13 protein-coding genes are annotated in these 19105 nt (G+C 64.0%); 6 read left to right on the forward strand and 7 right to left on the reverse strand.

Annotated elements, in window-relative coordinates; translation table 11 throughout:
• Positions 1 to 25: 25 nt before the first annotated feature.
• The 5 genes from J4O76_RS16045 (at position 26) to J4O76_RS16065 (ending at position 6796) form a co-directional block, all read left to right on the forward strand.
• Positions 26 to 733: an SDR family oxidoreductase gene (locus J4O76_RS16045; RefSeq protein WP_426282839.1), complete on the forward strand. Its 708-nt coding sequence runs from the start codon at positions 26 to 28 to the stop codon at positions 731 to 733.
• Positions 727 to 1737, forward strand: coding sequence for an amidohydrolase family protein (locus tag J4O76_RS16050; protein ID WP_426282840.1), 1011 nt, complete (start codon positions 727 to 729; stop codon positions 1735 to 1737). The genes J4O76_RS16045 and J4O76_RS16050 overlap by 7 nt, the downstream gene beginning before the upstream one ends.
• Before the next feature lie 732 nt (positions 1738 to 2469).
• Positions 2470 to 4980 carry a TonB-dependent receptor gene (locus J4O76_RS16055; protein ID WP_426282841.1) on the forward strand — a complete coding sequence of 837 codons (2511 nt, stop codon included), beginning with the start codon at positions 2470 to 2472 and terminating at the stop codon, positions 4978 to 4980.
• Positions 4981 to 4994: 14 nt separating this feature from the next.
• Positions 4995 to 6068 carry a Ca2+-dependent phosphoinositide-specific phospholipase C gene (locus J4O76_RS16060; protein WP_426282843.1) on the forward strand — a complete coding sequence of 358 codons (1074 nt, stop codon included), beginning with the start codon at positions 4995 to 4997 and terminating at the stop codon, positions 6066 to 6068.
• Entirely contained in the window at positions 6068 to 6796 is a 729-nt protein-coding gene (locus J4O76_RS16065) for an acid phosphatase (RefSeq protein WP_426282844.1), read from the forward strand. Before J4O76_RS16060 ends, J4O76_RS16065 begins: the two co-directional genes overlap by 1 nt.
• 72 nt (positions 6797 to 6868) lie before the next feature.
• Here J4O76_RS16065 and J4O76_RS16070 read toward each other — a convergent pair whose 3' ends face one another.
• From J4O76_RS16070 to J4O76_RS16095, 6 genes are all read right to left on the reverse strand, one after another.
• Positions 6869 to 9865 (reverse strand): TonB-dependent receptor, encoded by a 2997-nt coding sequence (locus J4O76_RS16070; protein ID WP_426282845.1) that lies wholly within the window; start codon positions 9863 to 9865, stop codon positions 6869 to 6871.
• Between the two features lie 78 nt (positions 9866 to 9943).
• Complete coding sequence (locus tag J4O76_RS16075; protein ID WP_426282847.1) at positions 9944 to 10798, reverse strand: FecR family protein; 855 nt, start codon at positions 10796 to 10798, stop codon at positions 9944 to 9946.
• The gene (locus tag J4O76_RS16080; RefSeq protein ID WP_426282849.1) at positions 10795 to 11346 is read right to left on the reverse strand and encodes an RNA polymerase sigma factor; all 552 of its coding nucleotides are present in this window, start codon (positions 11344 to 11346) and stop codon (positions 10795 to 10797) included. Before J4O76_RS16080 ends, J4O76_RS16075 begins: the two co-directional genes overlap by 4 nt.
• A 102-nt stretch (positions 11347 to 11448) precedes the next feature.
• The gene (locus J4O76_RS16085; protein ID WP_426282851.1) at positions 11449 to 13002 is read right to left on the reverse strand and encodes an alkaline phosphatase D family protein; all 1554 of its coding nucleotides are present in this window, start codon (positions 13000 to 13002) and stop codon (positions 11449 to 11451) included.
• A 92-nt stretch (positions 13003 to 13094) separates the two neighbouring features.
• A complete protein-coding gene (locus J4O76_RS16090) occupies positions 13095 to 14066 on the reverse strand; it encodes a FecR family protein (RefSeq protein ID WP_426282853.1) in 972 nt (323 codons plus the stop codon).
• Entirely contained in the window at positions 14063 to 14731 is a 669-nt protein-coding gene (locus J4O76_RS16095; protein ID WP_426282854.1) for an RNA polymerase sigma factor, read from the reverse strand. The genes J4O76_RS16090 and J4O76_RS16095 overlap by 4 nt, the downstream gene beginning before the upstream one ends.
• A gap of 109 nt (positions 14732 to 14840) precedes the next feature.
• On the opposite strand from J4O76_RS16095, the gene J4O76_RS16100 reads away from it, so the two are divergent.
• Positions 14841 to 17810: a TonB-dependent receptor gene (locus J4O76_RS16100; protein ID WP_426282856.1), complete on the forward strand. Its 2970-nt coding sequence runs from the start codon at positions 14841 to 14843 to the stop codon at positions 17808 to 17810.
• A gap of 242 nt (positions 17811 to 18052) precedes the next feature.
• Here J4O76_RS16100 and J4O76_RS16105 read toward each other — a convergent pair whose 3' ends face one another.
• Entirely contained in the window at positions 18053 to 18598 is a 546-nt protein-coding gene (locus J4O76_RS16105) for a cytochrome b (protein WP_426282857.1), read from the reverse strand.
• Positions 18599 to 19105: the final 507 nt, after the last annotated feature.

The following is a 19105-nucleotide window of genomic DNA, read 5'->3' on the forward strand; positions in this document are numbered from 1 at the left end:
GCGCCGACACACTTCGGAGCATCCCATGACCCAAGACATCTCCAATCCCGGCACAATCCTGCTGATCGGCGCATCGCGCGGCCTGGGTCTCGGTTTGGCCGGTGAGTTCGCGAAGCGCGGATGGCATGTCGTGGCAACCGTGCGCGCGGGCGCCCGAACCGAACTGCACGATCTGGCCGAGGCACATCCCGATCGTATCGAGATCGAGACCGTCGATATCGCGCAACCGCAACAGATCACTGCGCTGCGCGACCGTCTCGCCAGCAGGGTGTTCGACCTGCTGTTCGTCAACGCCGGCACTGCGAACATGGAGGACGAAATCGCCGGCGAGATCGCGACCGAGGAATATACGCGCGTGCTCGTGACAAATGCGCTCGGTCCCATGCGCGTGATCGAAGCCTGCCGGAATCTGGTCGCAGCCGACGGGCTGATCGGGGTCATGTCCTCGGGCCAGGGCAGCATCACCAATAACACCAACGGCCGTCACGAGGTCTATCGCAGCAGCAAGGCGGCGCTCAATCAACTCGTACGGAGCTACGCCGCGCGCCATGCAGAAGATCGCCACGCGCTGGTGCTGATGGCACCCGGTTGGATACGAACCCGGCTCGGCGGGCCGAAGGCGCCGTTTGGCGTAGACGATAGCATGCCCCTGATCGTGGACGTGCTGCTCGGCCGTCAGGGCAAGCCGGGTCTCGCCTTCCTCGATCGCGACGGGAACACGGTGCCATGGTGACCGAGCCAACAACGACGCTGATCGGCATCGAGGAACACTTCCTGACGCCGGCGATCGAACACGCATGGCATGCAATCGGGCTGGAGGCGGCCGATCCGAGCGTCGGCTACCATCAAGGCGCGTTCGGACGGCGTCTCGTCGACCTCGCAGACGAAAGACTCGCGCTGATGGACGAAACCGGCCTCGACGTTCAGGTGCTGTCGTTGACCACCCCCGCGCTGCACGATCTGGGCTCGGAAAGCATGGAGTTGGCACGGCGCACCAACGACGCCTTGGCCGATGCGGTCGCACAGCACCCGACCAGGTTCCAGGCGATGGCGACCCTGCCGGTGTCCATGCCTGACGAAGCCGCGATCGAGCTTGAGCGCTGCGTTTCGACGCTAGGCTTCAAGGGCACGATGTTGTGCGGCCGGGTTGGCATGCGCCACCTCGACGACCAGGCATTCGCGCCCGTTCTCGATTGTGCAGCAGCACTGGGCGTGCCCGTGCTGCTGCACCCCCGCACACCACCAGCGCCGGTACGCGAGGCCTATTACTCCGGCTTCTCGCCGATCGTGGACGCCGCCTTCGCGACCGTGGGACTGGGCTGGCACTATGATGCCGGCATCCAGTTCCTACGCCTCGTCCTGGCGGGCACATTCGATCGCTTGCCGAACCTTCAGGTGATCCTCGGCCATTGGGGTGAACTTGTCCTCTTCTATGCGGAGCGGCTGGCGGTCATGGACCGCGTCGCGGACCTGTCCAACCCGATCGCGCACTACCTGCGACACAACCTGTACGTGACCGCCAGCGGCATGTTCCTGCCCCACTATCTGGAGCGAGCGATGGCGGTCGTCGGCTCGGACCGGCTGCTGTTCTCGACGGACTATCCTTACCAATACCGCGAAGGCGGCGACGCACGTCGCTTCCTTGCAGGCTGCGGTCTGACCGATGCTGACAAGGCGGCGTTCGCGCATGGCAACTGGCTCCGGCTGACGGGCGATGCGGCTGCATTACGTTCCTGATGCCACCCATCGCGCAGACCAAGGATCACGACCCTGTGGCCGATTTCTAGGTGCCCTGAGCCGGGTGTTCGCCCGCATGATCGCCCATCGCGCAACGGTCGTCTCGACAGAGAAGCTTGCAGATGATCTCTTATCGATAACGGTCGAGGCAACCGGATTTAAGCGTGACGTGGATACCCGGCGAGAAAGTAGCAATCGCGACGCACTTGGTATTCGAAACGCACGCGTACACACCATTCGAAAGAGATGGGGACCTGGACCGACTCCGAACCTAAGGCTTCCTGCGTAGTTCCGGGCCAGGATGCGCCTGACCGCGCTCAGTAAGGGCCAGTGACACCTGCGACGTTCTTGGTGCCTTTCAGCGGTTCTGATTGCTTGCCGGGGTATCGAGGTCTGGGCGCTAGCCGACCGACAACGGTCTGGTTACGAATACCCATAAGCGGGCGCTCGCAAGCTATCTACTGAACCTGTCCGGCAGTCCTTGTTCTTACGCTCTGACCGTCTGCGATCATCGTTTAGATATCCGCTCAAACGAACAAAAGGTGTCGAGGGGGCGCTTAGCCACCCTTGCGCCGGAGCAGGCATTCGACCCCTCTCGTGAGGCTACATCATAGCTTCATTATAGTGGCGTCACGCGTCCGAAACAAAGGTGACGCTCAGCCGTCATCGAGGATGCGCATAACGCCCCGGACAAATCGGTTACAATCCGATCCACTACAGGGGTTCATGTTCATGCGTACCATCACCATGCTGCGGGCGACCGCGGCATCGCTGGTCATTCTGGCCCCTGCATCCGTCGCTCATGCCCAGTCGACGCCCCTGACGGAATCGACGCTCAGAGAAACCGACGATGCCACGAACGCAGGCGATGAGATCCTGGTCACCGGACGCCTGGGCACGGTAGCGCAGAAGAAGGTCGATGCGAGCTATTCGATCACCACGATCAGCGAGAAGGACCTGCGCGAGCGCGCAATCGGCAACCTGGCGGAGGCGATGCAGCAGATTCCGGGCGTCTGGGCGGATTCCTCGGGCGGCGTCGGGGCGAACAACACCCGCGTCCGCGGCATCCCGCGCGGCGGCTACGAATCGCTTGCGGTGTACGAGGACGGCCTGCCGATCCAGCACGATCCCGGCATCAACTGGATCAACGTCGACCAGTTCCTGCGCATCGACGAGACCTATTCGGGGATCGAGGCGGTTCGCGGTGGCCCCTCCTCGATCTTCGCCGCCAACGCACCCGGTGGCCTCGTCAATTTCATCCCGCGCAGGGGTACGCCGCAACTGAGCGGCCTGCTCAAGCTGACGACGTCCGATTACGGCCAGATCCGCGGCGACGCGTGGCTCGGCGGGCCGATCGCGGACGGCTGGCGCTTCTCGGTCGGCGGCTATTACAACAAGGACCAGGGCATCCGCGATCCGGGGCCGGCCGCGAACAACGGCGGCCAGGGTCGCGTGCTGATCTCGAAGGACTTTGCGCGAGGGAGCATCTCGTTCGGCGTGAAGTACATGGAGGATAATAACTTCTTCTTCGACGCCATCCCGCTGGTGCGCAACGGCGACGACCTGAAGCCGCTCGCGCCGTTCAACGGCCATGACGACACGCTGACCGGACCGCAGGACGGTCGCGTCCAGATCAAGACGCCCGACGGCATCCGCAAGGCGCAGTTCAACCTGTTCAACCAGACCAGCGACCTGCAGTTCACGCTAAAGGGCAATACCGAGTTCGACGATGGAACGACGATCAGCGGCGGGTTCCGCTATCGCGACTCCACCACCGATCGCAATGCGCGCGGATTGAACAGCCTCAACACGCAGGCTGCGCAATTGTCCTCGGTCCGCGCCAACGCGGTCAAGGCGTTCGCAGGCCGCGGCGCTACCGACGTGCGGCTGGTCTATAACGACGACGGCAGCGCGTACGGCGCCAATGCGAACGGCAACGGCCTGGTCGGGGTCAACACCTTCCAGTCGATCCAGAACCCGATCAAGGAGACGATGGGCCTGATCGAACTCGGTCACGTGTACGAGACCGGGATCGGTCGCCACGACGTGAAGCTCGGGCTGTACGGCACCACCGCCGACTGGGCGCACGATCGGAACGACGGCGTCGGCCTGACCGAGGTCGCGCCGAATGCGCGCCTGCTCGATATCGTCGCAGTCAACGCGGGCGGTCAGGTCGTCGGGCGCGTCACCGACACGGGCATCCAGCGGTACGAGGCCCGGTTCGCGCATTCCTATGGCGGGTATGAGGACGTCGCGTTCTACATCTCCGACGAATGGCAGATCACGCCGAAACTGCGCGTCGATGGCGGCTTTCGCTACGAGACGATCTGGATCCACGGCTATTCGGAAGGCGTGAAGAGCTTCAATCTCGGCAATCCCGATACGCTGGCCGACGACAACGTCCTCTACGGCTCAGACGTGTTCAACCGCTTCGACCCGAAGTTCAGCGACCACAGCTACACGATCGGTGCCAACTGGCAATTCATGCCCGAAGCCGGCATCTTCGGCCGCTACACCAGCACCTACCGCCTGCCGCAGATCGGCCAGTACCGCGACAACGTGCTGCCGACCGGCATCCGCAGCCAGTCGATCGAACAGGCCGAGGCGGGCGTGAAATTCCAGATGCCCTGGGGCAGTCTGTACGCCACGCTGTTCTACAATTCGTTCAAGGACGTGCAGTTCACCAACACGTATATCGACCCGGCATCGCTGCGGATCGTCCAGGAGATCAACTATGGCGACGTCAGCACGACCGGCGTCGAGCTTGAGGCGAACCTGAAGCCGGTGCGCTGGTTCGACGTCTCGGCGACCGCGACGTACCAGGAGGCGAAGTTCAAGAACTATACCTACAACACGATCGTCGCCGGGGCGCCCGTCACGACGTCGTTCGACGGCAACCGCCCGTCGAGCATGCCGAAGGTAATGGCGAGCATCCGGCCGCGCGTATCGTTGATCGGCGGACGTCTGCGCGTGCTGGGCGAATGGCGGTATGAGGGCGACAAGTTCAACGACGATTCCAACCTCGTGAAGCTGCCGGCGTTCTCGGTGTTCAATGCCTCCGCGGAGCTGGACGTGACTCAGAACGTCACCGTGCAGGTGAAGGGCACCAACTTGTCGAACGCGCTTGGGTTGGGCCAGGGCGGCGGGCAGCAGTTGGTGCCGGGCGCGGCGGACGGTGCGGTGATTCTGGCGCGACCGATCTTCGGCCGCGCGGTGCAGGGTTCGGTGTTGTTCAAATTCTGATCGGGAGAGTAGCTGTGAAGCGATCGATCGTGGCGGGGCTGAGCCTTGGCCTTCTCACCCAAACGGCAGTGGCGCGCGATACCGCGCCGCCGCTGCGGATCAACGACGTGGCGGTGATCGGCACGCATAACAGCTACAAGCAGCCGATGTCGGCCGCGACGATGGCGAAGGTGCGTGCGGTCGATCCGGCGATGGCGGATGCGCTCGATTACGCGCACCGCAGCCTGACCGAGCAGCTCGACGCCGGTGCGCGGCAACTCGAGATCGACGTGAACTACGATCCGCAGGGCGGCCATTACGCGCGCGGTTCGAACGATCCGAAGCTCAAGCGGGCGGGCTTCAAGGTGCTGCACATCCCCGGCATCGACAACGCATCGAGCTGCGTCCTGCTGACCGAATGCCTGACGATCATCCGCGACTGGTCGGCGAAGCATCCGCGGCATGTGCCGATCCTGCTGATGTTCAACGCGAAGGACGAGCAGAACGCGGCGCGTGGCGGGATCGATGCGCTGCCGTTCGACGCGGCGGCGTATGATGCGCTCGATGCGGAGATCCGGTCTGTGATGGCAGCCAGCAAGGTGATCGTGCCTGACGACGTGCAGGGCCGCTATCCGACGCTGCGGGAGGCGGTGCTCGCGGACAACTGGCCGTTGCTGGAACGCTCGCGTGGGAAATTCCTGTTCGCGCTGGACGAGCCCCCCGCCAAGGTCGCGGTATATCGTGGCAAGCGGCGCTCGCTCGAAGGCCGCGTGTTCTTCATCAACACCGACGAAGCCTCGCCCGCCGCCGCGTATCTGACGCTCAACGACCCGGTCCGCGATGCCGATCGCATCCGCCACGATGTCGCCGCCGGGTTCATCGTTCGCACGCGTGCCGATGCCAACACACGCGAAGCCCGTGCGAACGATACCGTCCCTCGCGACACAGCGCTCGCGGGCGGCGCGCAGTTCGTATCGACCGATTATCTCTGGCCCGATCCGCGGCTACCCGGCGGCTATCACGTCGCTCTGCCCGGTGGCGTGGTCGCTCGCTGCAACCCCGTGCGCCGTCGGAAGGGCTGCGGCGATCTCGACAAGGGTGGCAAGTGATGCGGACGCTCGCCCTCATCGCCGTGCTGGCTCTGGCGACCGGCGCGACCGCGTCGACGGATTATCTGCGGAACCAGCCGATGCCGGACCTGATGAAGGTTCTCCCCGCGCCGCCTAAACCCGGATCGCCGCAGGATCTCGACGATCGCGCGACGTTCCGCGAAACCAGGGCGCTGCTCGGCACCCCGCGTGGCGACATGGCGACGCGCGACGTGACCGACGATCGCTTCACCGTTTTCGCGTGCGCGATCGGCCGCAAGCTTGACGCGAAATCGTCCCCCGCCCTCACCCGCATCTTCGCGCGGATGGGCGACCAAAGCATGGTCGGCCGCGCCAAGGATGGCTTTGCCGTCAAGCGTCCGTATCTGAAGGACGATCTGCCGATCTGCGAACCGAAGACCGAGCATCTCGCAAGCAATGGCGATTACCCCTCAGGCCACACGACTTCGGGCTGGTCCGCCGCGCTGATCCTCGCCGAACTGATGCCCGACCGCGCTACGCAGATCCTGCGGCGCGGACGTCAATATGGGGAAAGCCGCTACATCTGTGGATCGCACAGTCGAAGTGCGGTCGAGGCGGGGTACATGGCGGGATCGGTGCTAGTCGCGATGCTGCATGGCTCTGCCGAGTTCCGACGCGACATGGAGGCGGCACGAGCCGAACTCCTGCATGGGGAGAGCTCGGCGCCCGACACGGCGCAATGCACCATCGAGGCTGACGCCGCGTAGCAGAGACATACCGCCCCTCCTCGTACGTATGGCAGCACGCCGTCCGCGCCGTTGCCGGCGCGGACGTGGAGTTCAGAAACTGGTCGTCACGCCGAAGGTGAAGATGCGGCCGCTCCGGGTGTAGACGAGCGTCCGGTCGGTCGAGAGATCGGTGAACTGCTCGATCGGCCGGTTGGTGACGTTGATCCCCTCGACGACGAAGCGCAGGTTCTTGACCGGGCTGTAGCGGACCTGGAAATCGACGTTGTTGGTCGGGCGGATGCCGTCGCCGACATTGGCATTGCCGCCTGCCCCGGTCAGATACCGGCTGCGATAGGCAGTCGAGACCCGCGCACCGAAGCGTTCGGTCTCGAAGTACAGCGTCGCGTTGGCCGCCCATTTCGACAGATTGTAGAGCGGGATGCTCTTGACGACACCGTTGTAGACCGCGGTCTGGTCGCCATCGATCCAGGTGCCGTTCGCGACGATGCCGAACCCGTCGAACGGCGCAGGCAGGAAGGTGAAGTCGTGCTGGAACGCCGCCTCGATACCCTTGATGCTGGCCCCGTCCCCGTTGATCGGACGCGTGTAATTGTACGGCGTCGTACCATCCTGGCCAGGCAGCAGCAGCGAGACCGGAAAGCCCGTCGCGCTGTAAGGAACCTGCGACGTCTCCGACGTGATGAAGCTGTTGAGGTCCTTCCAGAAGAACCCGACCGACGCGAAGCCGTTGCGATCCATATAATATTCGAGACCGGCCTCCGCCGAAGTCGACCGGAACGGCTGGAGATTGGGGTTGCCGACGGAGACGGACCCGCCGAACGGCGCCACGGTCAGCGTCCCCGCCGCGGCAAGTTGAGGGAGGCCGGGGCGATTGACGTTGCGGCTGGCGGATGCACGCGCGATCAGCTTCGGCGTGATGTCGAGTGCGACGTTGAGCGCGGGCAACCAATCGTCGTTGCTGGTCCCGACCGTCACCGGTTGAAGCGTGGTCACGCCGTTGGTCGCAGTGGCCAGCGACCCGCTCGAGACCAGGTCGGTGTGATAGTAGCGGACGCCTGCATTACCGCGCAGCCGCATCGACCCGATATCGGTGTCGAGATCGAGCTGCGTGAAGCCCGCCCAGGTCTTTTCCCGAATGCGAAAGTCGCTGCCCGCGGTCAGGTTGGCGGCGGTCAAATCCCGGTTGTTGCCGAGCAGCGCGTAGATCCCGGCAATGTCGCCGCCGATATACGGGAGCAGACTATCGCGGTTGATGACGTATTTCAGCGCGTCGGGTATCGCGCGATCGCTGGTCGCCGCGGTGCCGTAGAAGATGTTGGTGAGATACTGATACCCGCTGTTGGTGAAGCGCTTATACTCGCCGCCGACCTCCAGCTTCAGGATCGGCGTGAGATCGTAGACCGCCTGGAGCTGACCGTTGAGATAGTCGCTCTTGATCATGTTCTCCTGCGTGACCAGCCGCTGGACGTTCCAGTTTGCGGGGTTGGTGAGGTCGAAGCCATAGGTGTTCACCGGGATCGTCGGCTGCATGTCGAAACTGAACGCGGTGTTGCGCGCCTGCAGGAAGATCTTGTCGAACGTCGGCTGGACGAAATTCGACTTCTGGTAACCGCCCAGCGCGGTCAGCTTCAGCCGATCGCCGACGTCCCAGCTCACATTCGCCACCGCCTGATAGAAGTCGGTCTGGTTCTCGACGCGGTGATGCTCGCTGCGCTGATCGATGCCGGTATAGCTGGCGGCGACGAGCGAATTGCCCTGGATCGTCGCTGACCGGATCACCTGCGTACCACTGACGTTGCCGGTCAGCGCGTTGTATCCGCCCGCCGCGATCGCCCAGTCGTCGCGCTTGTCGGCGAGGTGTCCGTAGAGCAGGTCGACATCGATCTTGAAATTATCACCGGGATGATATTGCAGCGCGCTGGTGACGCCGATCCGTTCGCGATCGGTGTACCATGTCGACGGCGATTGCGCCTGAGGGGCGAAGATCGTGCCGCCGCGCAGCAGCGCCCGCGTCGGCGCGTCGATCTCTGGGCCGATGTTGTTCGCGCCGTAGGTGACTTTGCCCCAGTTCCAGTTGCGATAGCCATATTCGTTGTTGCGAACCTTCGAATAGGCGACCGAGACGAGCGCACCGAAATCGCCCTGGCGCTGCGAGAACAGGCCGACGAGCCGCGGGGTGACGCCGCTGGTCTGGTCGTTGGTCTGGGCCTTCGCAGACAGCACGATCTTTTGGCCGGCATAGTCGAACGGCTTGGCGGTGAAGAGCTGCACCGTGCCGGCGATGCCGCCCTCGTCCTGGTTGGCGGCATAGCTCTTCTGGACGCTCACGCGGTTGAAGAGCTCGGAGGCGAACAGGCTGAAATCGAAGCCGCGGCTGCGGCTGACGTTGCCGCGATTGTCCATGCCGGAGGCGGTGTTGCCGAGCACCTCCATGCCGTTGAGCTGCGTGCGCGTGAAATCGGGGCCCAGACCGCGCAGGGCGATCTGGCGGCCCTCGCCCGTGTCGCGCGTGATCGCGACACCGGGCACGCGTTGCAGCGCCTCGGCGAGGTTCATGTCTGGAAATGCGGCGATGTCGGACGCGACGATATTGTCCTCGGTCCCGACCGCGCGACGCTTCAGGTCTTGGGCGGCCAGCAAGCTACTACGATAGCCGTTGACGACGATGTCGTCAGTGGCCTCCGGCGTTTCGCGCGCGATCGTGGTCGCCTGAACCGCAGCCGCCGCGACGACTGGTACGCGTGTGCCGAGCGTGATCGGCACCGGCTGTGCCTGGTCGCGGCGGAGGATCGTCACGCCGTTGCTCTCGACTGGACGTAGCCCCGTCCCGCGTAGCAGCATGGCGAGTGCTGCCGATGTGGTAAGCCGGCCGCTGGCCCCCCTGGTCCGCTGCCCCCGAATAAGTGCGGGCGCGGCGATGACTTGCATGCCGGTGACGCTCGAATAGGCCGAGAGCGCCCGAGCGAGATCGCCCGCAGGAATGGTGAATATCCGTACGCCCGTCGATTGCGCATCCGCAACCGTCGGTGCGGATAGAGCGAACGCTACCAAGGCCAGTGCCGACGTTCCGTGAAACCGCGTCATCATATTCCCCCGTCTTGGCGCCATCAGACGCCACCCGTTGGGAAGACGGTAAAGGCCGCCAAATCCGGACAGTGTTTTTCGTCAGTCCGCAGTTTTAAGCGTCAACGCCCCCTGCCGCTCGACAACCGTGAAGCCGAACCCGCTGCCGATGGCCTTCAACAGCTGGTGCGGATGATCCGTGCGGAACCGACCGAACACAGTCGTCGACGCCAGCGGTTCCGTCGGACGTGCGATCCGGCCCCCCCCCTGGCGGTCGAGGATCTCGACCAGATCGTCGAGGCGCATGCCCGCCGTGTCGATCCAACCTTTACGCCAGTCCGGCAACACCGTATCGAACTTCGTCGGCGCTGCCGCAACGCCGCCGCGTACGGCGCTGCGGTACCCGGCCCGGACCACGACGCCGCGCGGCGTCCCGACCGGATCGAAGCCGACCGCGCCGCGATAGACCGCCAGCGCAACCTGTGTCCGGGTCAGGTCGAGGTCGAACGCGGTGCCGAGGACGCGTGTCTCGCTGGCGCCGGCGCGCACGACGAAGGGGCGCGCCACGTCGTGCCGCACGTCGAAGAACGCCTGTCCCGCGAGTAGCTCGGCACTGCGCTGCCCGTCGCCATAGACAATTCGAAGCCGCGTCGCGCCATTGAGTGCGACAGTCGAGCCGTCCGCCAGTGTTACGTTCGAGCGTTCCCCGGCACGGGTGGCGAACATGCGCGTCGCAACCCGCGGCGCGGTCGGTGTCCCGACGAACCCGTCACTGGCCATGAACAGCAGGACGATGGCGACCGGGGCGGTCGCGACGGCCGCGGTGGCCGATCGCCGCCGACGCCTGAGGGACCGGACCTGCTCGTCCGACAGTCGGCCGCATCGCGTCGCCGCAGTTTGCAGTGCATCGGCAAGCGCGGCTTCGCTCACCGGTGTTGCACCACCCGCTGCGGTCATGCACCCGCCTCCATCGTGAAGCCGCGCTTGGCCAGCGCGCCGCGGAGGTCCTGAAAGGCGCGGACGACGTGCTTCTCCACCGCCGCCATGCTCATGTCCAAACTCTTGGCGATCGTGTCTGTCCTAAGTCCGTCGAGCCGTTTGCGCAGGAAAATCTCGCGCCGTAGTGGCGGCATACGCTCGAGCGCGTCCGCCATGATCACCACGGCACGACGGAAGGCCAGCACTCTGTCGGCCGTCGGTTGCTGGCAGACGATCGCGTCATCCAACTCGACATGTGCGGAGCGCCGCGCGGCGCGGTGATGATCGAGCAGCAGGTTGCGCGCGATCGCAAAACACAGCGCCTTCATGTCGTTGACCCGCGCGGTCGCCTGGTACGCGAACAGCCGCAGATAGGTCTCCTGCACCACGTCGTCGCCATCGGCATGGTGATCCAATCGGCTTTGCACGAACCGACGCAACGCCCCCGCCAGCGCCGCGTCCGGATATTCCAGCGTCAGGGCATGCGCAGGCGACGGCTCTTCGCCGAGAGATCCTCTGCTGCTCACCAAGCCCCCATGTGCCGTTCTGGAGCGTCTTATGAGGCGATCGTGAAGGCAGCATGACAGCACCGGGATGGTTCCGCATGATCGGACTTGGCGTCCAGATCGTCAGGCTGGTTGCGGACCAGGCTGCTTGGGATCCACGACGAATTTGGCGATCGTCGCAATCGTGCCACCCGGCCGATCGACCTGATCCACGGCCTTCACTTCGGCGAGCCAGCGATCCGGCGTCACGGTGAAGAGCTGATAGCCACGCTGGTTGTTGAGCAGGCTGACGTTCGGATTATTGTCCAGCGCGCGGCTTTCTCCCGCATAATGCGCACCGCCCGTGCCGCCCGACGAAATCGACGTCGCCAGGAATTCCGTCGCGATCGCTGGCCCGCCGACGTCTTCCATCTTTCGCGGCACGTATCCGACGACATGCTGATGCAAGTCGCCGCTGCCGATCACGACGTTGGTCAGGCCCCGGTGGGCGATGCCGTCGACGAGCCGTTGGCGTGACAGCGGATAGCCGTTCCAATTGTCCTTGCCGATGACGGGCGTGGAGGCGCCGTCCTTGCGGGCGTCGTACGGCATGAACAGCACTTGTTGCGCGATGAAGTTCCAGCGCGCGTCGTTGGCAAGTCCGCGATCCAGCCAGCTCTCCTGCGCGGCCCCCATCATCGTGCGCTCTGGCCGATCGACGGGAATACAGGCGTCGAGTTCCGCGCGACCTATACCGGGACGTTCGCAAAGCTGATCGCTGCGGAACGAGCGCGTGTCGAGCACGTGCATGCGAACGAGATTGCCATAATCGAGCCGGCGATAGGCAACCCCCGCCCCGGGGCGTTGCGCGCGGCGAACGGGGACGTGTTCGTACCAGGCCTGCATCGCGGCCGCCTTGCGCAGCGCGAACACATCGGGCCGGTTGCCGTCCTTGTCGAATTCGCCCGCCCAATTGTCGTCGATCTCGTGATCGTCGAACGACATGATGAACGCGACCGCGGCGTGCGCCGCCTGGAGGTCAGGATCCGCCTTGTACTGAGCGTAACGGCGGCGATACTGATCCAGCGTATAGGTCTCGGCGCCGAGGTGCTTACGCGGGCTGGGTTCGGTCCGCGGGGCCATCTCGTAAATATAGTCGCCATAGTGGAACACCGCATCGAGATCGGGCTCGCGCGCGACATGCGCATAGGCGGTGAAGAACCCCGTCTCGAAATCCTGGCAGCCCAGCATCGCCAGCCGCAGCCGGTCGAGCGATGCGCCCGCCGCAGGGGCGGTGCGCGCGGTGCCGACCGGGCTTGATCCGGCGCCCGCGACAAGGAAGCGATACCAATAGGGGCGATGCGGCCGCAGCCCGTCGATCTCGACATGGACCGAGTGTGCGAGCTTGGCTTCGGCCATCGCCGGACCTGTACGAACGATTTTCTGAAAACCGGGATCTTCGGCGACTTCCCAGCGGACCGCGACATCGTGCGGTGGCATGCCGCCATCGGGCGTCTGCGGCTCGGGCGCCAGCCGCGTCCAGATCACGAACCCGTCGGGCAAGGGATCCCCCGAGGCGACGCCGAGCGTGAACGGATCACGCGTGAACGTCGCGCGCGCGCGCAGGCGGGGGGCGCTTCCCAGCAACGCGAGCGAGAAGCCAGCCTTGACCAGATTGCGGCGATCGAACTGAGGCACAAGGACACTCCCTCACGGCAGGCGCGGGTCGCGACCACGTATGCCGGGAAGACGGAGCAGCCGGGCGAAACCCGACAGGCAAAATGACGGGACTATCGGTTTTCCACGTTGCCCGCGGGACGGATGGCGATCGTCTTTGCCCCATAAGCGATATCGACGTGATAGGCGGTCTCCACCGCCTTCAGCACGCGGTCGGTATCCGAAATATGGAAGCGGCCGCTGATCGGGAGCGCCTGTAGGGCGGCATCCTGCAACAGGATCGGCCGCGCCGAATACCGCTGCACCTTGCCGATCAACACGCCGAGCGGAATATCGGACGCCTCGAACCATCCGGACTTCCAGTCGGGCGCGCTGACCGCGATACGCGGTTGCGCCGTGACATGGCCGTCGACGACGCGCGCGCCGTCGCCCTTGCGCAGCACGAGGTCGGCTTCATCGGCCACGCCGACCTCCACCGCGCCGCGATACACTGCGACGGCGGTCCGCGTCGGCCCCTGGCGATCGACGTTGAACGCCGTGCCCAGGACGCGCACCGTGGTGGAGCCGCTCTCGACCCGGAACGCTCGGGCACTTTCATGGCGAACGTCGAAATACACTTCGCCTCGCACGAGCTCGGCGTTGCGTTTCCACGGCAAGATCTGCACGCGAAGTTCGGTATCGCCGCTCATGTCGACGCGAGATCCGTCCGCCAGAACAACGGATCTGCTCTTGCCGGCCAGGGTACGATAAGTCGTCGTCGACAAGGCTGGCAAGATCAGTACGATCGCGAGCACCATCACGCAGGCCGCGGCCGCGAACTGCGGGAGGGTGCGCCACGCCCGGGGTCGCGCGCCCGATGCCGGCGGCGCGAGCCCTGCGACGGGTGCGCTCTCAGCGTGGTCTAGCGCCTCGACTAGCGCTTCGGACTGCCACAATGCCTGCAGATCGGCAAAGACCTCCCGATGACGCGCCGACGCTGCCATCCAGACATCGAAGGCTGGCCCCGCAGCGGCGTCGAATACCGGCTGGTTGATACGGTCGATCCAGGCGGCTGCTTCCTCCGCGATCTGGCTATCGCGGTTCATCGCACATTTCCAGAAGCGCGCGCCTCTCCCGGCATCGCCTTGTGGAGGTCTGCCAAGCCACGCGTTATGTGCTTCTCTACCGCCTTCGGGCTCAACCCCAGTTCCCTCGCTATCGCGGCACAACTCTGCCCCTGCAATCGCCGACGGACAAGCACGTCGCGGCGCAGCGGCGGCATCGCCGCCAGTGCTTGCCGCAAGATCGCGACCTCCTGCCGACCGACCAGCACCCGATCGGGCAACGGCGCATGGCTGACGGGCTCTTCCTCGCGTTCGGCGACATAGCGGCTGTCGCGGCGATGATGGTCGATCAGCAAGTTCGCAGCGATCCGGAAGCCCAACGCATAGACGCTCACCAGTGTTTGCACGCGACTCTGGTGCACCAGCCGCGACAGTGTCTCCTGCACGACGTCCTCGACCACGTCGGTGCGGTTGGTGCGCGCCCTCACGTACCGGCTCAACGTCGCAGCGATTGCGCGCCAATCCTCAGAAGGAGCTCCCTTACAGCTCTTAATCTGGTGCAGTATGGCGGGCATGGAGTATCCGGGTTGCTGGTCCCGCCGACCTAGACCGCGTTTGTGACAATCTCGGTGAGATCGGAAGAAGTGCGACAAGTACACCGTCGCGTTTGCAGACCCGTGAGTAAGCAACTGGATTGCAACATCCATGTAACATAAATGAAATTAAATAGATTATCGGGTTTATCGCCCGAGGCTCGTCTTTCTCGCAAACCATCTGGGGGAAGACATGTTCCACAAAATTCGATGCTCGCATCTTTTGCTTAGTTCCGTCGCGCTGTCCGTCTTCGTCAGCACCCCTGCTGTCGCGCAGGCGGCGTCGGCGCCGCGCCAGTTCACGTTCGATATGCCGGCTCAGGACCTCGGCAATGCGCTGTTGGCCTTTTCGCGCCGAACTGGTCTGCAGCTCGCCTCGTCGCCGTCGCTGCTGAAGGGCGTCCGTGGCCAGCGCCTGCGCGGGCGGATGACCGCCGAGGAAGCCCTCGCGCAGCTCACAGCGGGTAGCGACCTGGACGGCCGGATCGTCGACGGTACGGTAACGGTGGTCCGTCACATGCGCTTCGCCACGGCGGGGGCGTCCGTCCCTGCCGTGGCACTTGGCGGCGTGGCCCCACAGGTAACGAGCGCGTCGGACGTGCAGCTCGAGAACAGCACCGATATCGTCGTCACGGGCTATCGCGAGAGCATCGCCAAGGCGCAGCAGATCAAGAAAGCGGCGACCGGATCGCAGGACGTCATCCTGGCGCAGGACATCTCCGCCTTTCCCGACCAGAACCTCGCGGAAGCGCTGCAGCGCATTCCCGGCGTCGCGATCACGCGAGACAGCGGCGAAGGCCGGCAAATCTCGCTGCGCGGGCTCGGCGCGGATTTCACGCGTACCCAACTCAACGGCATGGAGGTGCTCACCAACACCTCGTCGGGGCTCGACAGCCGATCGTCGGTCAGTCGTTCGCGGTCGTTCGACTATAGCATCTTCGCGTCCGAACTCTTCAACAAGGTCGTGGTCGAGAAATCCTACGCGGCCGAGCAGGATGAGGGCGGCATCGGCGGTACCGTCGGGCTGCACACGGCCAAGCCGTTCGACTATGCCGGGCTTACCGTCGTCGCGTCCGCCAAGGGGCAGACGAACCAATATACCAAGGATGTCACGCCGCGGCTGGTAGGGCTGATATCGGACCGCTGGGGAGATTTCGGCTTCTTGGCATCGGTCGCGTACAGCACTGCGGACACGGTCGAATTCGGCTATCGCAACTGGAACTGGTCGCAGATCAATTTCGGCGCCCGCAATGTCGGGCCGACCGTCTCGGCGGCGGACCGCGCGTTGCTGGTCGGTGCGACCGGCGCCAACCGGGTCTGGAACAGCCGCGCGCAGACCTATGCGACCTTTTTCAACAAGCGCGAGCGACTGGGCCTGACCACCGCACTGCAATATCATCCCGACGACCGCACCGATGTGTCGCTCGATGTGCTGTACGGTAAGCTCAACAACGATCGTACCTCGGGCGTGATCGGCGCGGCGGGTACCAACGGCATCGCCGCCAACAACGTGACCGGCACGCAGGTGCTGACCGGTGTGACCTTCGACGATTACAACGACATCGTCGGCACATCGTTCGATCATGTCGACATGCGGACCGAATCGAAGGTCACGCATGACCAGACGACCTTCTGGCAGGCGGCGCTGAACGGCCACACCGATCTCAGCAGCAACCTGACGGTCAATTTCCTCGGCGGCTGGTCGAAATCGACGTTCGATTCAGACTATGCCCAGGTGTTGCTGGAGTCCGTCGACAAGAGCTACTCCTTCTCAGGCCTGAACACGGGGTCGCCACGGACCAGCTACGGCTTCGACACGACCGACGCGTCGCAATGGGACCTGCAGGGCCTCGAAACCCGCGCCGATCGCATCACGAGCGAATTCTACAACAGCAAGGCGGAACTCGCTTGGACCGTCGGCTCGGGCTCGACGATCAAGGCGGGAGCCGGGTTCAAGCGTTTCACGAACAGCGGCTGGCAGCGCAAGGTCAACCCGAACTACGAGGACAGGCCGGGCAACCCCGACGTACCGACCAGCATCCTGTCGAACAGCACCCTCGCCCCTTACATTATCGGCGACGTGGCGGAGACCTACGCGCTGCTCGGCCAGAGCACGACCGTGGATGCGACCCGCACCGTCACCGGCACCGCCTACGACCTGCTCGAGAAAACCTATGGCGCCTATCTGCAATACGACCTCAAGACCCAGCTCGGCAGCATCGGTCTGCGCGCCAATTTCGGCGTGCGCTATTATCATACGGACCTTGGTTCGTCGGGAACTGCGCTGGTCGGCGGCGTGCTCGTGCCCGTAGACGTGACCAACAGCTATGACGGCTTCCTGCCTGCGGCGAACCTAGCGTTCGACATCAGCCGGTCGCTGGTCTTCCGCCTGAGCGGCAACCGCAATTTGAGCCGCCCCGCGTTGAACGACATGCGCGCGGCGGGCACGCTCAACCTCGCCACGTTCGGCGGCACGGTCGCTGCCGGCAACCCCAACCTCGCGCCCTTCAAGGCGGATTCGGTCGAGACCTCGCTGGAATATTATGACGGCCAGCGCGGCTCGCTCGCGATCGGCGCGTTTTACAAAAAAATGGACTCGTACATCACCTCGGAGACGCGGCTCGTCGCCTACGACACCACGGGCTACCCCGCCGCGCTGCTGCCCCCCGGCATCAGCCCCTCCGTACTGGTGAACTACACCCGTCCGATCAACGGGCCAGGCGCGTCGATCAAGGGCATCGAGATCGCGGCGAAGCGCGACTTCGACTTCCTGCCCGCGCCGTTCGACAAGCTCGGCGTGCTCGGCAACGTGACCCTCGCCAGAGGATCGAGCGACGTGTTTTACTCGGGAGTCGCGGTCCGCCTGCCCTTGCCGACGCTGTCGAAATTCTCGTCCAACGCGACGCTCTATTACGATACCGATCACTGGGGAGTGCGCGGCTCCCTGGCGACGCGGTCGCGCTATCGCTGGGGCGATGGCGGCAACGGCAATATCGGCGAATACATCAAGGGTACGACGAACCTGGACGCGTCCGCCTATGTCAATTTGACGCGGCAGTTCAAGCTGTCGCTGGACGTGATCAACATCACCGACGAGCCCATCGTCCAATATGCCGACGGCACCGCCAAACGCGTGATGACCAATACGGTGAGCGGCCGCACGTTCGCGTTCGGCGGGACCATGCGGTTCTAGCGGAATACGGGAGGGGGCGAGCGCCGCCGCGCGCCGGCTTGCCCCCTCCAGCTGGCAGTTCGTCCATCACTCCTCGGTGACGCTATCGCCTGGCGAGCCTTTCCGCTGCGGACATCCCGTTCCTTCTCGTCAAAGGTTTCGCATCGTTTGATGGGCAGCAATCGTTCGGGGCGAGTTCGACGAAGAAAATGTGATCCTACGCCTGCAAATCACTAAGAGTTTCATGACCCGGTCAGCAGCCCTTACAACATTCGATGAAGAACATCGGTGTCGCGCTCACGATCGAAAAAGCGATGTTTGACGACGCCCAATATATGCAGCGTGATGAGCGCGAGCATCGTGTAAGCCAGGGTCTTGTGTACCCACTCAAATATTGCAAAGGCATCGTCGCTCTTAGCTAAAATCTCCGGCAAATTGATGCCGAAAAACGGAACGCCGTCGCTCTGACTGAACGAACTGGACATTGCGTAACCCATCAGCGGAACGACCACCGCCAGCGTCAACATTGCATATTGGACAATGGTCGACAGCATATTCTCCCAGCAGCTCAATTCGGCGGGATGCGGGGGCAGCGTCGAACGCGTTCGCACTACCAGCGCTGTGAGGCCAATGATGAACGCGAGGACCCCGAATTCCTTGTGAACGGGATACATCCAGTCGAATTTGACGGCGGTGCTGTCGGGTAGCGAGGTCATCAGCCATCCGAGCGCGATCAGCCCGATGATCAAGCCAGCGCGGGTCCAGTGCAATGCCCGCATCGGCACGGTATAGCGATCGCGACCATTCATTGCTCAATCCTTGCAGCTTGGGGCCGATCGTCGTGCTGGACGAAGAGTGTCCCCTGTCGCACTGTTTTTTCCATCAGCGAGGCGGCACGTTCGACATCGATCGGTAATTCGTTTTGCCGCGCGCCTAACACGCACGATCCGTAATCCTATACCCGCAATCTGGAGCCAGGATATATGATGATAGAAACGGAGCGCTTGATCATCAGACCGTTTAGGATCTGAGCCGCGGATGATCTGCTTGCCTATCTTCACTAGCCATCCGCACGATGTTTTTCTGTCACTAGGCCTTTCTGACAGGATCGCAGCGAACGCCGAGGCGTAAAAGAGATCTTACAGCGACGACTAGTCGGTAGCGCACCGTAGCCAGCCCCGACACGGCACGCGTGCGGTCCAGCGACGGCCGAGGCTATGGCCGGGCATTGTTTAGTCCGTGGTTTGGACGCCGACCACGCCATCCTCATCGGATATCGGCACTCCCGTAACGGTTTCCGCTAAGGGGACCAAGCC

This window comes from Sphingomonas sp. NFX23 (genome assembly GCF_049887795.1).
GTDB lineage: Bacteria > Pseudomonadota > Alphaproteobacteria > Sphingomonadales > Sphingomonadaceae > Sphingomonas.